Source organism: Cobetia sp. AM6, assembly GCF_009617955.1.
Taxonomy (GTDB): Bacteria; Pseudomonadota; Gammaproteobacteria; order Pseudomonadales; family Halomonadaceae; genus Cobetia; species Cobetia amphilecti.
The window spans coordinates 1,190,020-1,207,562 of sequence record NZ_AP021868.1; the positions used below are offsets into that span (position 1 = coordinate 1,190,020).

Annotated in this window: 12 protein-coding genes and 1 pseudogene; 11 read left to right on the forward strand and 2 right to left on the reverse strand. The window is 65.3% G+C overall.

Features of this window, described 5'->3' with window-relative positions; all coding sequences use genetic code 11:
• Positions 1-284: 284 nt before the first annotated feature.
• The 6 genes from CLAM6_RS05100 (at position 285) to CLAM6_RS05125 (ending at position 8,919) form a co-directional block, all read left to right on the forward strand.
• Positions 285-1,541, forward strand: a complete 1,257-nt coding sequence (locus CLAM6_RS05100) for an ABC transporter ATP-binding protein (protein WP_172978626.1) — start codon at positions 285-287, stop codon at positions 1,539-1,541.
• Entirely contained in the window at positions 1,538-4,306 is a 2,769-nt protein-coding gene (locus tag CLAM6_RS05105) for a GldG family protein (RefSeq protein WP_153635318.1), read from the forward strand. The genes CLAM6_RS05100 and CLAM6_RS05105 overlap by 4 nt, the downstream gene beginning before the upstream one ends.
• Positions 4,306-5,658: a hypothetical protein gene (locus CLAM6_RS05110; protein WP_153635319.1), complete on the forward strand. Its 1,353-nt coding sequence runs from the start codon at positions 4,306-4,308 to the stop codon at positions 5,656-5,658. The genes CLAM6_RS05105 and CLAM6_RS05110 overlap by 1 nt, the downstream gene beginning before the upstream one ends.
• A gap of 126 nt (positions 5,659-5,784) precedes the next feature.
• A complete protein-coding gene (locus tag CLAM6_RS05115) occupies positions 5,785-6,729 on the forward strand; it encodes an alpha/beta fold hydrolase (protein WP_153635320.1) in 945 nt (314 codons plus the stop codon).
• Positions 6,726-7,694 (forward strand): alpha/beta fold hydrolase, encoded by a 969-nt coding sequence (locus CLAM6_RS05120; protein WP_153635321.1) that lies wholly within the window; start codon positions 6,726-6,728, stop codon positions 7,692-7,694. Before CLAM6_RS05115 ends, CLAM6_RS05120 begins: the two co-directional genes overlap by 4 nt.
• Before the next feature lie 58 nt (positions 7,695-7,752).
• Complete coding sequence (locus CLAM6_RS05125; RefSeq protein ID WP_153635322.1) at positions 7,753-8,919, forward strand: patatin-like phospholipase family protein; 1,167 nt, start codon at positions 7,753-7,755, stop codon at positions 8,917-8,919.
• Positions 8,920-9,075: 156 nt separating this feature from the next.
• Here the strand turns inward: CLAM6_RS05125 and CLAM6_RS05130 are convergent, their stop codons facing one another.
• Positions 9,076-9,918, reverse strand: coding sequence for a transporter substrate-binding domain-containing protein (locus CLAM6_RS05130; RefSeq protein WP_197738707.1), 843 nt, complete (start codon positions 9,916-9,918; stop codon positions 9,076-9,078).
• A 188-nt stretch (positions 9,919-10,106) separates the two neighbouring features.
• Positions 10,107-10,712, reverse strand: coding sequence for a Smr/MutS family protein (locus tag CLAM6_RS05135; protein WP_131431499.1), 606 nt, complete (start codon positions 10,710-10,712; stop codon positions 10,107-10,109).
• A gap of 254 nt (positions 10,713-10,966) precedes the next feature.
• Here CLAM6_RS05135 and prmB point away from each other — a divergent pair, with 254 nt between their 5' ends.
• The 5 genes and pseudogenes from prmB to phaC form a co-directional block, all read left to right on the forward strand.
• Complete coding sequence (prmB, locus tag CLAM6_RS05140) at positions 10,967-11,929, forward strand: 50S ribosomal protein L3 N(5)-glutamine methyltransferase (protein ID WP_043335549.1); 963 nt, start codon at positions 10,967-10,969, stop codon at positions 11,927-11,929.
• 151 nt (positions 11,930-12,080) lie between these two features.
• Positions 12,081-13,172: a chorismate synthase gene (aroC, locus tag CLAM6_RS05145; protein WP_043335551.1), complete on the forward strand. Its 1,092-nt coding sequence runs from the start codon at positions 12,081-12,083 to the stop codon at positions 13,170-13,172.
• 236 nt (positions 13,173-13,408) lie between these two features.
• Positions 13,409-13,951 carry a DUF6489 family protein gene (locus tag CLAM6_RS05150; protein WP_153635323.1) on the forward strand — a complete coding sequence of 181 codons (543 nt, stop codon included), beginning with the start codon at positions 13,409-13,411 and terminating at the stop codon, positions 13,949-13,951.
• Positions 13,952-14,171: 220 nt separating this feature from the next.
• A complete protein-coding gene (locus tag CLAM6_RS05155) occupies positions 14,172-14,624 on the forward strand; it encodes a phasin family protein (RefSeq protein WP_043335557.1) in 453 nt (150 codons plus the stop codon).
• Between the two features lie 581 nt (positions 14,625-15,205).
• Positions 15,206-16,969, forward strand: a pseudogene (gene phaC / locus CLAM6_RS17890) (class I poly(R)-hydroxyalkanoic acid synthase); the annotation flags it as partial.
• Positions 16,970-17,543 lie beyond the last annotated feature (574 nt).

The following is a 17,543-nucleotide window of genomic DNA, read 5'->3' on the forward strand; positions in this document are numbered from 1 at the left end:
AATCAGGGGCGCGGGCGGATGTAATGATCGAGAAGATCGGCGCCGAGACCTGCCTTGAGGGCCGGCAAAGGGCGGAATAGACGCCATAACCGCGCGAGTGGCGACTGTGCGCGCACTCCTGCTTGGCGAGCGCAGGCTGTCCGCTTACCCTGTGCGCTGCATTGTCATCTGTCACGGTTAACTGCCGGGGCCACGGTTATCTTCCGGCCTCGTGATCACCTGCCGGAACCATCAGCCTCGGCAGCGCATTGCCCCTATCAAGAAAAGTACAAGGAGCGGGTATCTTGCAGGACCCATACACGACCTCTGCGTCATCTTCTGCCGCGACTCCCTCTGGCGCGACGCCCTCTGCTGCGACTCGCCCTGTGGCAGCTCGCTCTGCTGCAGCTCCCGCGCGCGCGTCTGACGATCCGTCCGCTTCCCCGGCGTTGTTGGTCAGTCGCGGGCTCGGGCGTCAATTCGGCCAGCAACAGGCCGTCACCGGGCTGACCTTCACGGCCTCGCGTGGTGAGGTCATCGGTCTGCTGGGGCCCAATGGTGCCGGCAAGACCACCAGTCTGCGCATGCTGGCGGGCACGCTCGCCGCCACCCAGGGCCAGTTGGAGCTGGAAGGCGAAGCCTTCGATGGCCGCGCCAGTCAGCGCCAGCTCAATCGCCTCAAGCGTCGTATCGGCTATCTGCCGGAGGGTGCGCCCCTGTGGCCGCAGCTGACGGTGCGCGAGAGTCTCGAGTGCGTGGCAGGTCTGCATGGGTTGTCGCGCGAGGTGCGCAATGATCGCCTTGCGGCATTGATGGATCGCCTAGATATCACGCCTTTCGCCAATCAATTGTGCGCTGTGTTATCCAAAGGCTATCGGCGTCGTGTGGCACTGGCGATGGCGTTGACCCATGACCCGGACATCCTGCTGCTCGATGAGCCCACCGATGGGCTGGACCCGCTGCAGAAGGACAGCGTGCGCGCCTTCATTCGTGAGCTGGGTCGCGAGCGACTGATCATCGTCTCCACCCACCTGCTGGAGGAAGTGCCTCGTATCTGTGACCGCGTGCTGGTCATGGCCAATGGCCAGCTGGGCTTCGATGACACGCCGGAGGCGCTGGCCGCGACCTCCGTCAGCGAAGGCATCCTGGGTGGCAGCCGTTCGCGCTACGGCGCGGGGTATGGGGCGAGTTCCAGCCTGCCGGTATGGCGAGTGACGCTGAGCAGGGCCCTGAGCGAGCGCGAGCTGGCCAGTGTCTCGCGCCTGCCGGGCGTGGCGGCCATCACGCCCGTCAAGCCCGGCGATGCCATGGCGCGTGACAAGTCGCCGCTGGTGGTCTCGACCGGCGCCGTGCTGCGCCTGGCCGGGCGCCTCCACCAGGACCCGCGCCCCGCGCTGGCACGCTGGTGCAGCTACATGGAAATCCGCCTCGATGAATGCGTCCACGAACGGGGCGATATCGAGGTCGCGTTCCGCCAGCTGGTGACGCGCATGGCGGAGCAGCCCTCGCCGCTGCCGATGCGCAAGCAGACACCGCGCGCAGATCAGGAGGTGTCGTCATGAGGGCCGTTCTCGCGCTGGTCCGCCGTGACCTGCATCAGGCACTGACTCAGGGCGCCAGCTGGTCGCTGCTGGTGGTGATGGCGGTGCTGGCTCCGCTGGGGGCCTTCGAGGTGGGTGATCTGCTGGCACGTGATCGCGCCGATCTTGGCTCGCTGTGGCAGGTGTTGCCCTGGTTGCTGGTGCTGTGGACACCGCTGCTGGCCCTGCGCGGCTGGCCGGAAGAGCGCGCCAACGGCCTGCTCGAATGGCTGTCCGGCCTCGGACTGGGGTCATGGCGACTGGCCAGCGCACGCCTGATCAGTGCCAGCGTGCTGGGCTGGCTGGGGCTTGCGATGACGGCGCCGCTGGTGGTGCTGATCCATTGGCTGGGCACGCCGGATCTCGGCCTGATGCTCAGCGGCTATCTGGGCATGGCGCTGCTGGTGATGGCGCTGGCCAGTCTCGGTCAGGCGCTGGCGGTGCGCGCGCCTTCTGCGCTGTCGGCGTGGCTCGGGGCGCTGGTGCTGGGCCTGGCGCTGATGCTGCCGGGCACACCCGCGGTGACGAGCCAGCTGGCTCAGCATCTGGCGCCGCACTGGGTGCAGCTGCTCGATCTGATCAGCTTGCCGGCGCATCTGACGCCTTTCAGTGAAGGCCGACCGACCTGGCTCGATGCCAGCTATTTCCTGCTGTTGACCCTGGCCGGGTTGGTGCTGCAGGCGCGCGGCCTCAGTCAGGAGCGCCATGCACGCAAGCAGGCGCCACAGTGGCTGGTCACGGCGGCGCTGGCGGCTGCGGTCACCGCGCTATTGCTGGCCGGCGTGCGCCTGCCGCCGCTGCTGACGGCCGACGGCCACAATCCGCTCACCCGCGCGCATGATCTGACCGCCACGCGTCAGCATAGCCTGAGCCCCGCCAGTCGTGCGGTGCTCGATGACCTCGAGGCACCGGTGACGCTGACCTTCGCCTACAGCGAACGCTTCGCCGCCGATCTGCCGCAGCTGCGTGAACTGGCGACTCGGATCGAGACGCGTCTGGCCGCCTTCGCGCGTGAGCCGCAGATACGCCTCAAGCGTGTCGACCCTGCACCGGACAGTGCCGACTTCGCGGATCTCGAAGCGCAGGGCCTGACCGCGCTGTCATTGCCGGGCGGCGAAGAGATGCTGTTCGGGCTGGTGGTGGATAGCCCCTACGCCGAACGCCGCGCCATTCCGCTGCTCAAGGCGGCGGATATCGGCGGGCTGGAAGCGCAGGTGACACGCCAGATCCAGGAAGTCTCGCGCACTGAGCCGCCGCGCCTGGGCGTCGTCTCGCGTTTGCCGGTGATGGGCCAGCCCAGCCTGGAGCAGGGCAGAGCGCTGGGCAGCTGGGGCCTGATGGAGCATCTCAATGCACGCCTGCGCATCGACTGGCTGTCGGCCGGTGATGATGCCGCGCGTCCGATCGCCGATCAGGATGCGTTGCTGGTGATCGCGCCGCGGCTGTTGCCGGTCAAGACGCTGGAGGCCATCACGGCCTATCTCGAGCGTGGCGGACGGGTGTTGATGCTGGTGGACCCGCTGCCCGAAATGCTCGATCAGCCGGCGCCGGCTTCCGAGGCGCTCACGACGTTGCTGGCGCGCGCGGGGCTTGAATCACGCGCGGGCGAGGTGGTGGCGGATGCGCAGCTGGCCTTGCCGATCGGCCTGCTGGACGGCACGCGTGCGCTGAGTCCGACGTTGCTCGGGCTAAGTGCTGCACTGCTGTCGGATGCCGCGCTCAACCTCAATGTCGAGCAACTGGTGATGTCCAGCGCGGGCTGGTTGGCGCCGCTGCCTGATGCAGCAGACGCATCATCGAAAGGCCCAGGGGCGCAAGACGCGCCGTTGCAGTGGCTGATTCGTGGCAGTGATGAGGCGCGCCTGATTCCGGCGGCGCGTGTCCACGCCAGCCGCATGGACCCGCGTCCGCTGTCGGGGCTGGCAGGGGAAACACCGCCGGCCGGCGGGCTGGCCGTGCTGGCGCAGTGGCCGGCGGCGGGCGCCAAGGGTGGCCAGTTGCTGGTGGTCAGCGATGTCGACATGGCCAGTGACCGTCTGTGGCGGCGCACGGCGGCGGATGGCAGCGAACAGGCCCTCAATGCCAATGCGCGCTGGCTGGAAAATGCCGTGGACCTGCTGGCAGGCAGCCCCGAGCTGGTCGCCTTGCGCGCGCGTGCCCATCAGGTGCGCGAGCTGACGCGTCTGCATCAACTGGCCGATCATCAGGCCGCCGAGGAGACCCGGCTGCGCAATGACTGGCAGACGCGTCTGAGTGCGCTCGGCGCGACGCCGGTGTCTGGCAAGGCCGAAGCCGCGCAGCAAAGCGACGCCCTGGCGGCGATGCAGCATGACTTCGAGGACGCGCTGTCACGTCAGCAGCGTGAGGCGAATGCCGAGCGTGATGCCCTGCGTCGCGAGCTGCGTCTGTGGACGCTGCTGGCCTTGCCGGTGGCGTTGAGCCTGCTCGGCGAGCTGATCTGCTGGCGCCGTTATCGTGCCAGCCGTCGCGCGGGCTATCAGTCGACAGGGCGTCTATCGGGCCACGGTCAGCCCAGCGGGCAGCGCAGCGCAGAACGAGATGTACAGCGCAAGGAGCAGCGCAATGCACAGTACAGCGCCCGCTCCGCGAGTGACGCCGCCACAAGCGCTTCGACAGGCTCGGGCAAGTCAGCCGCAGGCAATGCCGTTTCAGGCAAGGCAGCTTCAGGCAAGGCAGCTTCAGGCAAGACGACGCCGAGCGATACTACCCAGTCGGGAGGTGATTGATGGGGCGCTTCAATCGGACGGGATGGGCACTGACGGCGCTGGTCTCCGTGGCCGCGGTGACGGCGCTCACCGCAGGGCCGTCACTGCTGGAATCGCTGCGCTCAGGCGCCGCCACGGGCGAGACAGACTTAGCCCAGTGGCAAAGTGAGTCGTTGATGAGCGAGGCGCTGACGACAGTGGCCGCGGGTCAGTCAGGCATCTTGCAGCCCTTGCCGCTGCTGTCGCAGGTGGCCGCCTCGGCGCAGCGTATCGGCATCCGGCGTGGCACAGAGGCCAGCCAGGACTGGTTGAGTCTGGCGCGTGGGCCCGCAGGCGACTGGCAGATTACCTCATTGGCCGGCTGGCCTGCCCGTCAGGGCAAGGTGGAGGCGCTGGTGAGTCAGCTGGGCGAGGCACAACTGCGCACGCGCAAGCCGGCCACGGACAAGGCACTTGAGGCGCTGGGCTTCAGCGCGCAGTCACCGCTGCTGAGCGTGAAGGGCAATGGCGCTCAGGTGAGTCTGCAACTGGGCGCCAGGCCCGCGGCGGCAACGCAGCTGAGCGGTGCGGGCAGTGCTGAATTGGCGGGTCGCTACGTGCGGTGGGTGCCGTCACCCTCGGATGCGAACGTGAAAGGTTCCCCCGCCATGGCTGGTGCGAATGGCGCGCCGGTCTGGGAGCTGACACGCGATATCGGGTTGCCGGATTGGCGCGGCGGCATGGCGCCCAGCGAGGTGCTGGACGTCACCGAGCTACGCAGTGACGCCGCGGCGTACAAGCCGCTGAGTCGCATGGACATCTCGCTGGCGGCGTCTGCTCAAGACGCCTCAGCACGGCAAGCGCCGCTGGTGCGAGGCCTGGCACCTGACAGCGACGCTGCCCATCAGATTCTCGCTGCGCTGTCGCCGCTGACGCAGAATGACCTGCGCCCCCGTGCCTCCACGCCTGAAAGCGGCGCAGCCCAGCCAGACGCCTGGCAGCCTGCCGTGACGCTGACCCTCAACTGGTCGCGCCCCTCGCTCTATTACCGTCAGCATGAGCAGCTCAATGATCGCACCCAGCTGGTGCTGGCCATCGCCGCGGGCAGCAAGCCCTGGGCGCGGCTGACGCTCTCCGGCAAGGGGTGGCCACCTGAACTGGTCGCGCGCTTGAATGCCGTCGAGATACAGGTCAATGGCGCGCTGCGCGATCATCTGCTGGCACTGGGCGCGAGGGCGTTGCAAGACGAGCCCGTTGAGCTCACGGCTATCGCGGTTCAGGCGGCGCTGGCGGTCAGTCGTGCCTTGGCGCTGCCTGAGGAGGGAGTGGGAGCAGCCGAGCCCAGCACGGAAGCAGCCGCTGCGCTGGTGCCGGCGGGCATGGAAGGGGAGTGAGGTGCTCCATGGGCCAAAGGGAGGAGTAGCGCCCATGGGGCGGGGCTGGCATGCTGTTGACTATATTTAAACAACCGTTTGTCTGGGCGCGTCAGGGACGTCGGCCCGTGGTAAGGAGACCTTGCGATGAATGCCACCTCACGGCAACCCCGGCCCGGGCAGGCCTTGTCCAAGCAGGGCGACGCTAACCCGGCCAGCCTGAATACCGACACCGAGCGCCCGGTGCTGGCCTTCGCGCATGCCAATGGCTTCACCGGTGCCTGCTACAAGAGCCTGCTGGCGCCGCTGGCCGAGCACTTCAATCTGTTGCCGGTAGACAGACTGGCGCACGACCCTGCCTATCCGGTCGGCAACAATCTGATCTCGCTGCGTGATGAGTGGCTGGCGTGTCTGGACGCCGCGCTGGGGCCGTTGCCCGCGGCGGACGGCACCGGGCGCAAGGTGATCGGAGTCGGGCATTCGCTGGGAGGCATCGTCAATTACATGGCGGCGCTCAAGCAGCCGGAACGCTTCCACTGCCTCGTGCTGCTCGACCCGCCGTTGATGCTGGGCCGTGATGCGCTGGGCATGAAGGTCGCCAAGCGCTTCGGCTTCATTGATCGTGTCACGCCGGCAGGCCGCACTCGCGGGCGTCGCGCGCGCTGGGACTCCCGTCAGGCCATGCAGGATTACCTGCGCCGTCGTTCGCTGTTCGCCAATTTCACGCCAGAGGCGCTGGACGACTACGTCGACAACGCTACCCATCGTCACGCGGATGGCAGCCTGTCATTGAGCTTCGATACCCGCTATGAGGTCGAGATCTTCCGTCACCTCAGCGATCACCTGTCAGGCTCGCCGGCGAAGCTGGCGGTGCCGGTCAGGATTCTGGCCGGCGCCCAGTCTGATCTGCTCACGCCGGCGCGTCAGGTACGCCTGCGCCGCGCCGGGCTGACGGTGGAGCATGTCCGGGGAGGACATATGTACCCCTTTGAATACCCGCAAGAGACGCGCGCCGCGCTGCTGGCGGCCATCGCGGACCTCGCGCCGCCGGATGTGCTGCCGCCAGGCCTGCTGGCCGGGAGGCAATCATGAGCACTGATCAATCCATTCAGGACATCGCAGAGGCTCCCCTCAGCGCCAACGTTACGCTGCGTGAGCGTCGCTTCCCACGGCGCACAGGCGGAGAATTGGCGGCCCTGGAGTGGGCGCCTGCCGAGCACGCCGAGCAGGCACCGACGTGGCTGGCGCTGCATGGCTGGCTCGACAATGCCGCCAGCTTCAGTCGCCTGGCGCCGCTGTTGTGTGAACGGCTCGGCATTCGTCTCATCGCCATCGACATGGTCGGTCACGGACACTCGAGTCCGCTGGGTGAGCACGGTGATTATGCGGTGTGGGATTACTGCCACGATGTGATCGAGGCACTGGAAGGCCTGTATGACGAGGGGCTGCCGCGCGCGCCGGTCACGGTGATGGCGCACTCGCTGGGGGCGGCGGTGTCGGGGCAGGTGGCTGCGGCGCTGCCGGAATATATCGCGCGACTGGTGCTGATCGATGGCATCGGCGCACTTGCCACGCCAGCCTCGGAGGTGGTCGATCAGCTGCGCCGCGGATTGCTGGCACGCCACGCGCAGCCGGTCAGACGCGCCGCCACGCGACGTGCCCATTATCGTCATGTCGAGGACGCCGTGGCGGCGCGGGTCGCGGGAGGTGTCACGCCGATCGATGCCGACACGGCGCGGCCGATCGTCGAGCGCAACCTCGAGGTGCTGGCAGACGGTGGCCTGCGGCTGAGAAGTGACCGTCGCCTGCTGCGGCCTTCATTGATGCGCTACACCCCGGAGCAGGTGCTGGCGTTATTGGCGGCGTTGACCCAACCGGTACTGCTGATCGAGGGCGAGCAGGGTATCCTGACCATAAGGCACGAGGCACAGCAGGCGCGCGATGCCGTGAAGAGGCTCGAGCGTCGCGTCTTGCCGGGTGGCCACCACCTGCATCTGGAGCCGCCCCATGTGGTGGCGGTCGCCGATGCCATCGTCGAGTGGATCAGCTCGCACTGAGCGATGCACCGCGTGCCGCGTCCGTTCATCTTTCATCATCTGCAGCGGGAGACATGCCATGGCCAAGCGCAAGACCATCGCCCTGGCACTGGGGAGTGGCGGGGCCCGAGGCTATGCCCATATCGGCGTCATCGAGGAAGTGCTGGCGCGCGGTTACGACATTCGCGCCATTTCGGGCTGCTCGATGGGCGCACTGGTCGGGGGTATCCATGCCGCCGGCAAGCTGGATGCCTATCGCGACTGGGTCTGTGAGCTGGATTACTTCGACGTGCTGCGGCTGGTGGATGTCACCTGGAGCCCGATGGGCGCCATCCGCGCGCGCCGCATCATGGATGAGCTGGAAGCCCTGATCGGTGATACGCGCATCGAGGACCTGCCGATTGCGGTCACCACCGTCGCCACCGACCTGATCGCCCAGAAGGAGGTCTGGTTCCAGAGCGGCAATCTGCTCGAGGCGATTCGGGCCTCCATCGCGGTGCCCGGGGTGATCACGCCGGTGCAACGCGACCGCAAGGTGCTGGTGGATGGCGGCCTGATGAATCCCTTGCCGATCACGCCGCTGGTCGCCGCCCACGTTGACCTGGTGCTGGCGGTCAACGCCACGGCGCATTCGCCGCGCAACCAGACACTGGAGCAGATGCTGCCGCCGGCCGATGCCGCCGAGGAAGAGGCGCGCGAAGCCGCCCTGGAAGCGCGCGGCGGTGGTTTCAGTGACTGGCTGCGGGGAGTGCGTCGCGGTGCCGAGCGCATCTTTTCTGCCGAGAAGGAGCAGGCGCTGGAGGACCAGCAGGGCATGGCATTTGCCAGTCCGGTCGGCGGCGTCCCGCTGCCGCCGGGCGATGCCTCGCGCCTGAAGTTCGAGGCACTGAAAAGCAGCGATGCCGAGCCAGCGCTGGGAGAAGAAGCGTTGGCAGAGCCGCAGGCAGAGACTGGCGCTGTCACCCAGGGCAAGCAGCCGCCGTCCGCAGCTGAGCCTGAGCGGGTCGATGATAACGCGCCGGAGCTTGCCTGGGGCAAGCTGGACATGATGATGCGCTCCTTCGATATCACCCAGGCAACGCTGGCCAAGTACAAGATCGCCGGCTATCCACCGGATATCCTGGTCGAGATTCCCAAGACGGTGTGTGGCGCCTATGAATTTCACCGCGCCGCAGGCCTGATCAAGCTGGGCCGGCACCTGGCCGCCGAAGCGCTGGATCGCTACGAGAAGGGCAGCGACGGCTAGCCTGTCGTGAGTTGTCCTTTAATGAAAAAGCCCCCGCCAATCGGCGGGGGCTTTTCGTTACGGTGCTCTTCAATACAGTGCTCTTCAATACAGGGCTCTTCAATACAGGGCTCTTCATTGCAGAGCGTGTGACCGGAGCCTGAGCGAAGCGTCGCCTCAGCCGTTGATCCACTTGTCGAAGATGGCGGCCTGCTCACCGGTGCCCTGCATCTGGGTCAGCCACTGATCGACGTAGGCCTTCCAGATGTTGTCACCCAGCGGCAGCAGATAGCCCTTCTGGGAGAAGGTGAACGGCGCATCAGGATGCACACTGCACAGCTCCGAATGGCGGCTGGCCTGCAGCTGGGTCTCGATGGCGTCGGTGACCATCACATCGGCACGGTCTTCGATGATGTTGTTGAAGATGGTGCGGTTGTCATTGTGCGCGACGCGCGTGGCATCGCTCAGGAATTCATTGGCGAAGCGCTCGTTGGTGCCGCCCGGGTTGACGGTGATGCGCACGCTGGGCTGATTGATCTGCGCGACGGTCTGGTACTTGTCGACGTCCTCGCAGCGCACGATGGGCGTCTTGCCGCCGGTCTGGTACGGCTGGCTGAAGTAGGCCTGAGCCTGGCGGTCAAGCTTGACCGAGATACCGGACATGGCGATATCGCACTTGCCGGAGGTGAAGTCTTCCATCAGCGTCGGCCAGCTGGTCGGCACGGTCTGTACCGTGGCGCCCAGGCTCTTGGCCAGTGAGGCGGCCATGTCGATGTCGATGCCTTCGAAGTCGCCATTGTCTTCACGGTGGCTGAAGGGCGCGTAGTCACCGGTGGTGCAGACCTTCAGCACCTGGCCTTGTTGCACGCGTGAAAGGGTGCTGTCGGACAGTGCATCGCTGGCGACGGCCGGCATGGCGAAGGCCAGCGACAGGCCAGCGGCGGTTGCACCGCCGAGAATGGCAGCGGAAAGGGTGCGGCGTGAAGAGGTGCGCATTGGCTGTTCAGCGTTGGGTGTCATCAGGGTGTTCCCTTGTCGTTATGGCGGCAGGCTCGGCGTGAGGCTTGCCTCTGTTACTCGAGTGCTCGGCTATTCAAGCACTCAGTTATTCAAGTACTCGGCTATTCAGGTGCTCGCTATTCAAGTGCTCAGCTATTCAGATGCTCTGATCGTCAATGTCTCGGCGGTGTGGCGAGCGCAGGATTCGCTCAGTCGAGCAGCGGGTCACGGCCCTTGCTGCGCAGCAGGACATAGACCGCGCCGCTGCCGCCATCCAGCTCCAGTGACGAGGTGAAGGCCAGCACGTCAGGCCATTGGCGCAGCCAGGCATTGACGTGGCTCTTGATGATGGGGTGATCGGCCATGCCGGTCCATGCCTTGCCATGCACCACCAGCACGCAGCGTGAGCGACGGGCGATGGCATCGTCGATGAAGGACTCAAGCTCGATGCGGGCCTGCTCCAGCGTATAGCCGTGCAGATCGAGACCCGCCTCCCAGGCGATCTCGCCGCGCTTGAGGCGCTGACGCTGGCGGTAGGGGAGATCGGGCACCGCGAAGTCGAGCAGCTGGCTGGGCGTGACCGGCTCGACCTGACCATCGGTGGTGCGCGATGGCGTGCCGAGCGTGTCGGTCGAGGCTTCGCTGGCGGCAGCGCGCCGTGCCGCCAGACGCGCCTGCTCTTCCTTGTCGACGGGCTTGCGGCCGGGGTCGGCGCGGTTGGTGGTGATCTTGCGTACGCCGGCCTGCTTGAGGGCGGCACGGAAGGCGTTGAAGTCGTCGCCGGTATCCGAGCTGTCGTCGTGGTTGGGTGGCATGGCCGGGCTCCGCGGGCAATAAAATGGCAAGTCGCGCAGTATAGCGCGGCTGTTGTCGCTGTCGAAGACAGGCGGTTGCCACTGTCGAAGACAAACGGTTGTCGCTTGCGAAGACAAAAGCGGCAGGCGCGCCATCAAGGCATGCCAAGGGTCGCCGCCACGCCTCGTGAACGCTACAATGCCTGCGCGAGACGCCACCGGCCCCTCACTACTGGCGGCGCTCGTTGTCCATCTGTCCGCTTACAGGAATCACCGTGTCCACATCTTCCGCGTCCGACCTGCGCCATCCTTCCAGCCTCAGTGAGCCGGACTCCCGTCTCGTCGAGGAGCTGGTGACCCTGCGCGACCTGATCCGCTGGGCGACCAGTGAGTTCCACGCGCATCGCCTGCACTTCGCCCATGGCACCGATTCTGCCTGGGACGAAGCGGTGGCGCTGGTGCTGGGTGCGCTGCATCTGCCGTGGGACACGGACCCCGCCGTGATCGACGCGCGCCTTCTGACCATGGAGCGAGCGCGCATCGTGGCGCTGGTGCGTGAGCGCATCACCACCCGCAAGCCGCTGCCGTATCTGCTCGGCGAGGCCTTCTTCACCGGCGTGCCCTTCGATGTCGATGAGCGTGTGCTGATTCCGCGCTCGCCGATCGCCGAGCTGATCGAGAGCGGCTTCTCGGCCTGGTTCCCGGAACTGCCGCCGACTCGCGTGCTGGACATGTGCACCGGTTCCGGCTGCATCGGTATCGCCACCGCGCTGGTGATGCCGACCGCCGAGGTCGACCTGGTCGATATCAGCAGCGAGGCGCTGGAAGTCGCGCGTCGCAACATCGAACGTCACGACGTGGCAGGGCGTGTCATCGCCGTGCAGTCGGACCTGTTCGCGGGTGTGGCGGGCAAGCGCTATGACCTGATCGTCTCCAATCCGCCCTACGTGGATACCTTCGATCTCTCCAACATGCCGCAGGAATTCGGCCATGAGCCGGCGCTGGCGCTGGGCGCCGGTGACGATGGCCTGGATATCGTGCGTCGAATTCTGCGCGAGGCGCGTGACTACCTGACCGACGACGGCGTCTTGATCGTCGAGGTCGGCAACTCCGAGCGCCACCTGATGGAAGCCTTCCCGGAAGTGCCCTTCATGTGGCTGGAGTTCGAGCGCGGCGGCAACGGCGTCTTCGCCATCGATGCCCAGACGCTGGAAGTCTGCGCGCCTGAATTTGCTTGAGCTGGCGGGCGCCTGACCCGGCGGGATTCGTCTGAGCTGGCGGGATTCGCCAGAAGCGCGGGCGCAGGCCGCCAGGCTCTGCAACGCTTACGACAACTATTATCAGAACGCCGTCGGCCATGACCGGCGGCATCGCCTGAGGACCCCCTGAATGTCCGGAAATACCTTCGGCAAGCTGTTCACCGTCACCACCTTCGGCGAAAGCCACGGCCCGGCACTGGGCGCCATCATCGATGGTTGCCCGCCGGGTATCGAGATCAGCGAAGCGGATCTTCAGATCGATCTGGACCGCCGCCGTCCCGGCACCTCGCGCCACACCACCCAGCGTCGCGAGCCGGACCAGGTGCGCATTCTCTCGGGCGTGTTCGAGGGCCGCACTACCGGCACGGCCATCGGCCTGATGATCGAGAACACCGATCAGCGCTCCAAGGACTACGGCAAGATCAAGGACCAGTTCCGTCCGGCCCACGCCGACTACACCTATCACCACAAGTACGGTGAGCGTGACTACCGTGGCGGCGGCCGCAGTTCGGCCCGCGAGACCGCGATGCGCGTCGCCGCCGGGGCCATCGCCAAGAAGTATCTGGCGGGTCTGGGCGTGCAGGTGCGTGGCTACCTGTCCCAGCTCGGCCCCATCGAGCTTGAGGTCAAGGACTGGTCGCTGGTCGACACCAACCCGTTCTTCTGTGGCGATGCCGATCGCCTCGAGGAGCTGGAGCAGTACATGGACGCCCTGCGCAAGGAAGGCGATTCCGTGGGGGCCAAGGTCACCGTCGAGGCGACTGGCGTGCCGGTCGGCCTGGGTGAGCCGATCTTCGATCGCATCGATGCCGAACTCGCGCATGGCCTGATGAGCATCAATGCCGTCAAGGGCGTCGAGATCGGTGACGGTTTCGCCGTGGTCAGCCAGAAGGGCACCGAGCACCGTGACGAGATGACGCCGGAAGGTTTCCTCTCCAATCATGCCGGCGGCATTCTGGGCGGCATCACCAGCGGCCAGACCATCCGTGCCAGCATCGCCCTCAAGCCGACCTCCAGCCTGCGACTGCCGGGTCGCAGCATCGACGTCAACGGCGAGGCGGTCGAGGTGATCACCACCGGCCGTCATGATCCGTGTGTCGGCATTCGCGCCACGCCGATCGCCGAGGCGATGGTCGCGCTGACGCTGATGGACCACCTGCTGCGCCATCGCGGCCAGAACGCCGACGTCAAGGTCGATACGCCGGTGCTGCGCGAGGTGTAAGCCGCTTGCGGCGTTGCTGAGCTTGTAGAAAGACACGCCCCAGTCGTGGAGTGATGCCCTGCATCCTTCGTGGCTGGGGCGTCTTGCGTTGTGGGCTGGCTTGCGGAAAGTAAATAAGAAAAGACGTAAGTAGCAGGCTGCCCCCGTATCATTCGCGCTGCTAGACTCGAATGGCATGCATGCCAGCGGACTCGCGCACCACGCCGTGCGCGGGCAGACAACACAAGGAATCTGCCATGAAGATCAATGTCGAATTCGACCTCACGCCGCAGGAATTCCGCCAAGCGATGGGCCTGCCGGACGTGGAAGCCTTCCAGCAGGAATTGATGGAGCGCTTTCGTCGCCAGATGGAGGCCGGTGTTGAAGGCTACGACCCCATGAGTCTGCTCAAGCCATTGATGGCACCGGGCGCGGGCACGCCGTTTGCCAAGTTCATGCCGCCGGGCATGGCCGAGGGGATGATGGGCGGCGCGTCTGGCGCTGGCAATGCCGGGCAGGGCGCAGCGGGCGGCATGCCCGGCGATATGGGCGAGAGCATGGCCCAGGGCATGGCCGCCTTCAATCAGTATCAGAAGATGATGCTGGATACCCTGCAGCAGTTCGGTCAGGGCGGCGCGGAAGGCAAGGAGGCTGACAAGCCGGAGTCTGCCACGCGCAGGAGTTCGGGGCCCAGTAGTGATCACGGCGCGGATCAGAAGGCAGAGCAAAGCGCCAGCCGGGCGGATGATGCGAAACCGGCCTCTGCGGCCAGTGCGCGCTCACGCGCCAAGCGCAGTTGATGACCGGCAGGCGCGAAGAACGCTCTTGGCTGACAGCGGTGTGAGGCATGCCCAGCCAATCCCATGACAGAAAATGTCCTTTGACAGTTTTCTGTCATGGGATTGCAACCACCTGAGGAGCAGACTAGTCTTTGTGCAGTGCAGCATATTGCTGTGCTCCACAGGTGGCGCAGAGACTTCTGCGCGCTGTCCCGGTACGGAATCCATGGGAGGAACCGTCATGCAGCAGGATCAGATGTTCAACGCCTTTGCCGAGCAAGCCCGCAGCTTCTACCAGCCGATGCGCAAGCTCAACACTCTGATGCTCGACCATATGGGCAAGATCGCCGATTATCAGATGGACGCTGCCAAGCGCTATACCGAGACTGGTCTCGAGCGTGCGCGTGCTGCCACTGAAATCAAGGGTATGGAAGAGTTCAGCGAGTTCAGCAACCGCCAGCTGGAAGTGGCGACCGAGCTGTCTCAGCAGATGATGGATGATTCCCTGAAGCTGGCCGAGATGGGCAACGAAATGCGCGCCCAGCTCGAACAGGCCTACTCTGACGCTGGCAAGGAAGCCACCGACAAGGCGTCCGCTGCCACAGAGAAAGCCGCTTCAGCAGCAGAGGACAAGGCATCCTCCGCTGCCAGCAACAAGCCGGCTGCCGCGACAAGCCGCGCCAAGCAGAACTAAGGTATACCCCGAAAAGGCTGGCGCTTGCGCCAGCCTTTTTTTTGCCGTTTTCAGGCATTGCCCCTGCCGTGCTGGAAGGCGCATGCTGGAGATGGGCACGCTGGCGCACAGGTTGTTTTGCTCTCGTATTTGCCGCGCGCGAATCCGACGGAAAGCAGACCTGCAGGAGGCAGACCATTCCAACTGACAGCGCATTTTAGCTGACAGCGCACTTTGCTTGCCTTGGCATGCTCGCCTGCAGCGCCCTGAAATCAGCCATGAAACGGTCTTCAACCCGTCTTGTGAAACGGTCTTCAAAAACAGTCTGAAAAGCAGTGTCCGTCGCCAGTGAAGGCGCCCGTCTCACGAGAGACGGCATGGCATTGCTCAGTGGTCAGGAAGGATTCGATTCGATTCGATGAAACCGTGCCGCCGGCAGACGTTCGGCAGCCAAGCTTCGATAGCCAATGACGTGATGGTCAATGACAAGGAGGAAGGGCGATATGGACTCAGCCCAGCAGCAGGCGTTCTCGCAGACATTCTCTCAGGCCTTTACCAGTCTGTTCCCCGACGGCGCTGAAGGCACGGAGTGGGCCAGCGTGATGCAGCAGGCCAGTGCCCAGTATCAAGCCTTGATGAGTGACATGCTGGAGCGCCTATGGCCCAGCGCTGCCGCTTCCACCATCTATGACGAGATGGGCCGTTGCTTCCAGGCGGGGGCCGAGGCCCTGGCACGTGACCCGCAACTGTTGATGTCGACCCAGACGCGCCTCTTCCAGGACCAGATGGCCCTGTTGCAGGGCACGTTGCGCGAGCTGAATGGCGAGAGCGTCGAGCCGGTGATCACGCCCGCGCGCTCTGATCGCCGCTTCCGTGATGAGGCCTGGCAGAGTGAGCCCTATTACCATTTCCTCGTGCAGCAATACCTGCTGTTCTCGCGCGCCGTGGACGACATGCTGGCTGGCATTCAAGGCCTGCCGGAGAGCCAGAAGCGCAATCTCGAGTTCTACGCGCGCCAGTACGTCAGCGCCTTCTCGCCCTCCAACTTCGCCTCCACCAACCCGGAAGTGCAGCGCGTGACCCGCGAGACCGGCGGCCAGAACCTGCTCGACGGCCTGAAGCGTCTGCGCGATGACCTGGCCAACTCCGCCGAAGGCATCAATGTCGCGATGACCGACACCGAAGCCTTCCGTCTCGGCGACAACATCGCCGTCACTCCGGGTGACGTGGTCTTCGAGAACGAGCTGATCCAGCTGATCCAGTATCGTCCGGCCACCGAGAAGGCCTTCAGCACGCCGTTGCTGGTCGTGCCGCCGTGGATCAACAAGTACTACATTCTCGATCTGCGTCAGGACAATTCGATGATGCGCTGGCTGGTGGAGCAGGGCCACACCGTGTTCCTGATCTCCTGGCGCAATCCGGGGCCCGAGCAGAGTGATCTCACCTGGGCCGATTACATGCAGATGGGGCCGCTGGCCGCGATGGATGCCATCGAGCAGGCCACCGGCGAGAAGCAGGTCAACATCCTGTCCTACTGCATCGGCGGCACGCTGACGGCCAGCACCATGGCCTATCTGGCGGCCGAGAAGCAGTCCGACCGCGTGCGCTCGGTCAGCTACATGGCAACGCTGCAGGATTTCTCCGATCCCGGTGAGATCGGTGTCTTCCTCAACGAGCCGGTGCTGCAGGGCCTCGAGAAGCAGATGGCGCAGGACGGCTATCTGGATGGCCGCGTGATGGCGTTCTCCTTCAACCTGCTGCGCGAGAATGACCTGTTCTGGTCGTTCTACGTCTCCAACTATCTCAAGGGCGAAGCGCCGACCGCGTTCGACCTGCTGTACTGGAACACCGACGGCACCAACCTGCCGGCCGGTACCCATGCCTGGTATCTGCGCCACATGTATCTGGAGAACCGCCTGGTGCAGCCCGGCGGCATCGAGCTGGACGGCGTGCCGATCGATCTCTCCCAGATCGAGACGCCGAGCTACTGGGTCTCCGCGCGCGAGGACCACATCGCCAAGTGGCAGACCACCTACAACGGTACCCAGCTGCCAAAGGCCTCCATCAAGCGCTTCGTGCTCGGTGGCTCTGGTCATATCGCGGGTATCGTCAATCCGCCGCACAAGAACAAGTACGGCTACGCCACCAATGACAGCCTGCCGGCAACGCCGGATGAGTGGCTCGAGGGCACCGAGCAGCACGAAGGCTCCTGGTGGAATGACTGGCAGGCGTGGATGACCGGCAATGGCTTCGTGGAGCCGGAACCGGAGGTCTCTGCGCGCACACCGGGTGAGGGCAAGCTCGACGTGATCGAAGCGGCACCGGGGCGTTATGCGCGCCAGACCATCCCCGAAGTGCTGGGGCAGAGCGTGCCGGAAGAGATCACCAGCGTGGCGGATGCGCAGCTCAAGGCCGTGCGTGATGTCCAACAGACGGTCGAGAAGAGCGTGAATGAAGCGCTCAAGCAGGTGACGCTGCCGCTGGAAGAGGCCATGACCGCGATGACCGAAGCCGTCACCGGCAAGGCCGCCAATGATGCCGGCGACACGGCGGGCAATAGTTCATCCAGTGCCTCCAGGGCGAATGGTGCGAGCACCAGACCTGCCGCCTCCAAGGCCGCATCAGCCGCTGAGTCGGCGACGTCGGCAAGCAAGCCCGCCGCGCGCAAGCGTGCTGCACCCAAGAGCACAGCCTCCAGGAGCACTGCTGCCAAGAGCGCTGCTACCAAGAGCGCAACGACCACCAGCAGCACGGCCAGCGACAGCACTACCAAACAGAGCACGGCAAAATCGAGCACTGCGAGCACGGCTGCCAGCAACACCGGTAGCTCAGCGACCAAGACCACCACGGCGAGAAAGACCTCCACGCCGCGCAAGACGGCTGCCAGCAAGACGACCACTGCCAACAAGTCAACGGCGGCCAAGACGACTGCAAGCAAGA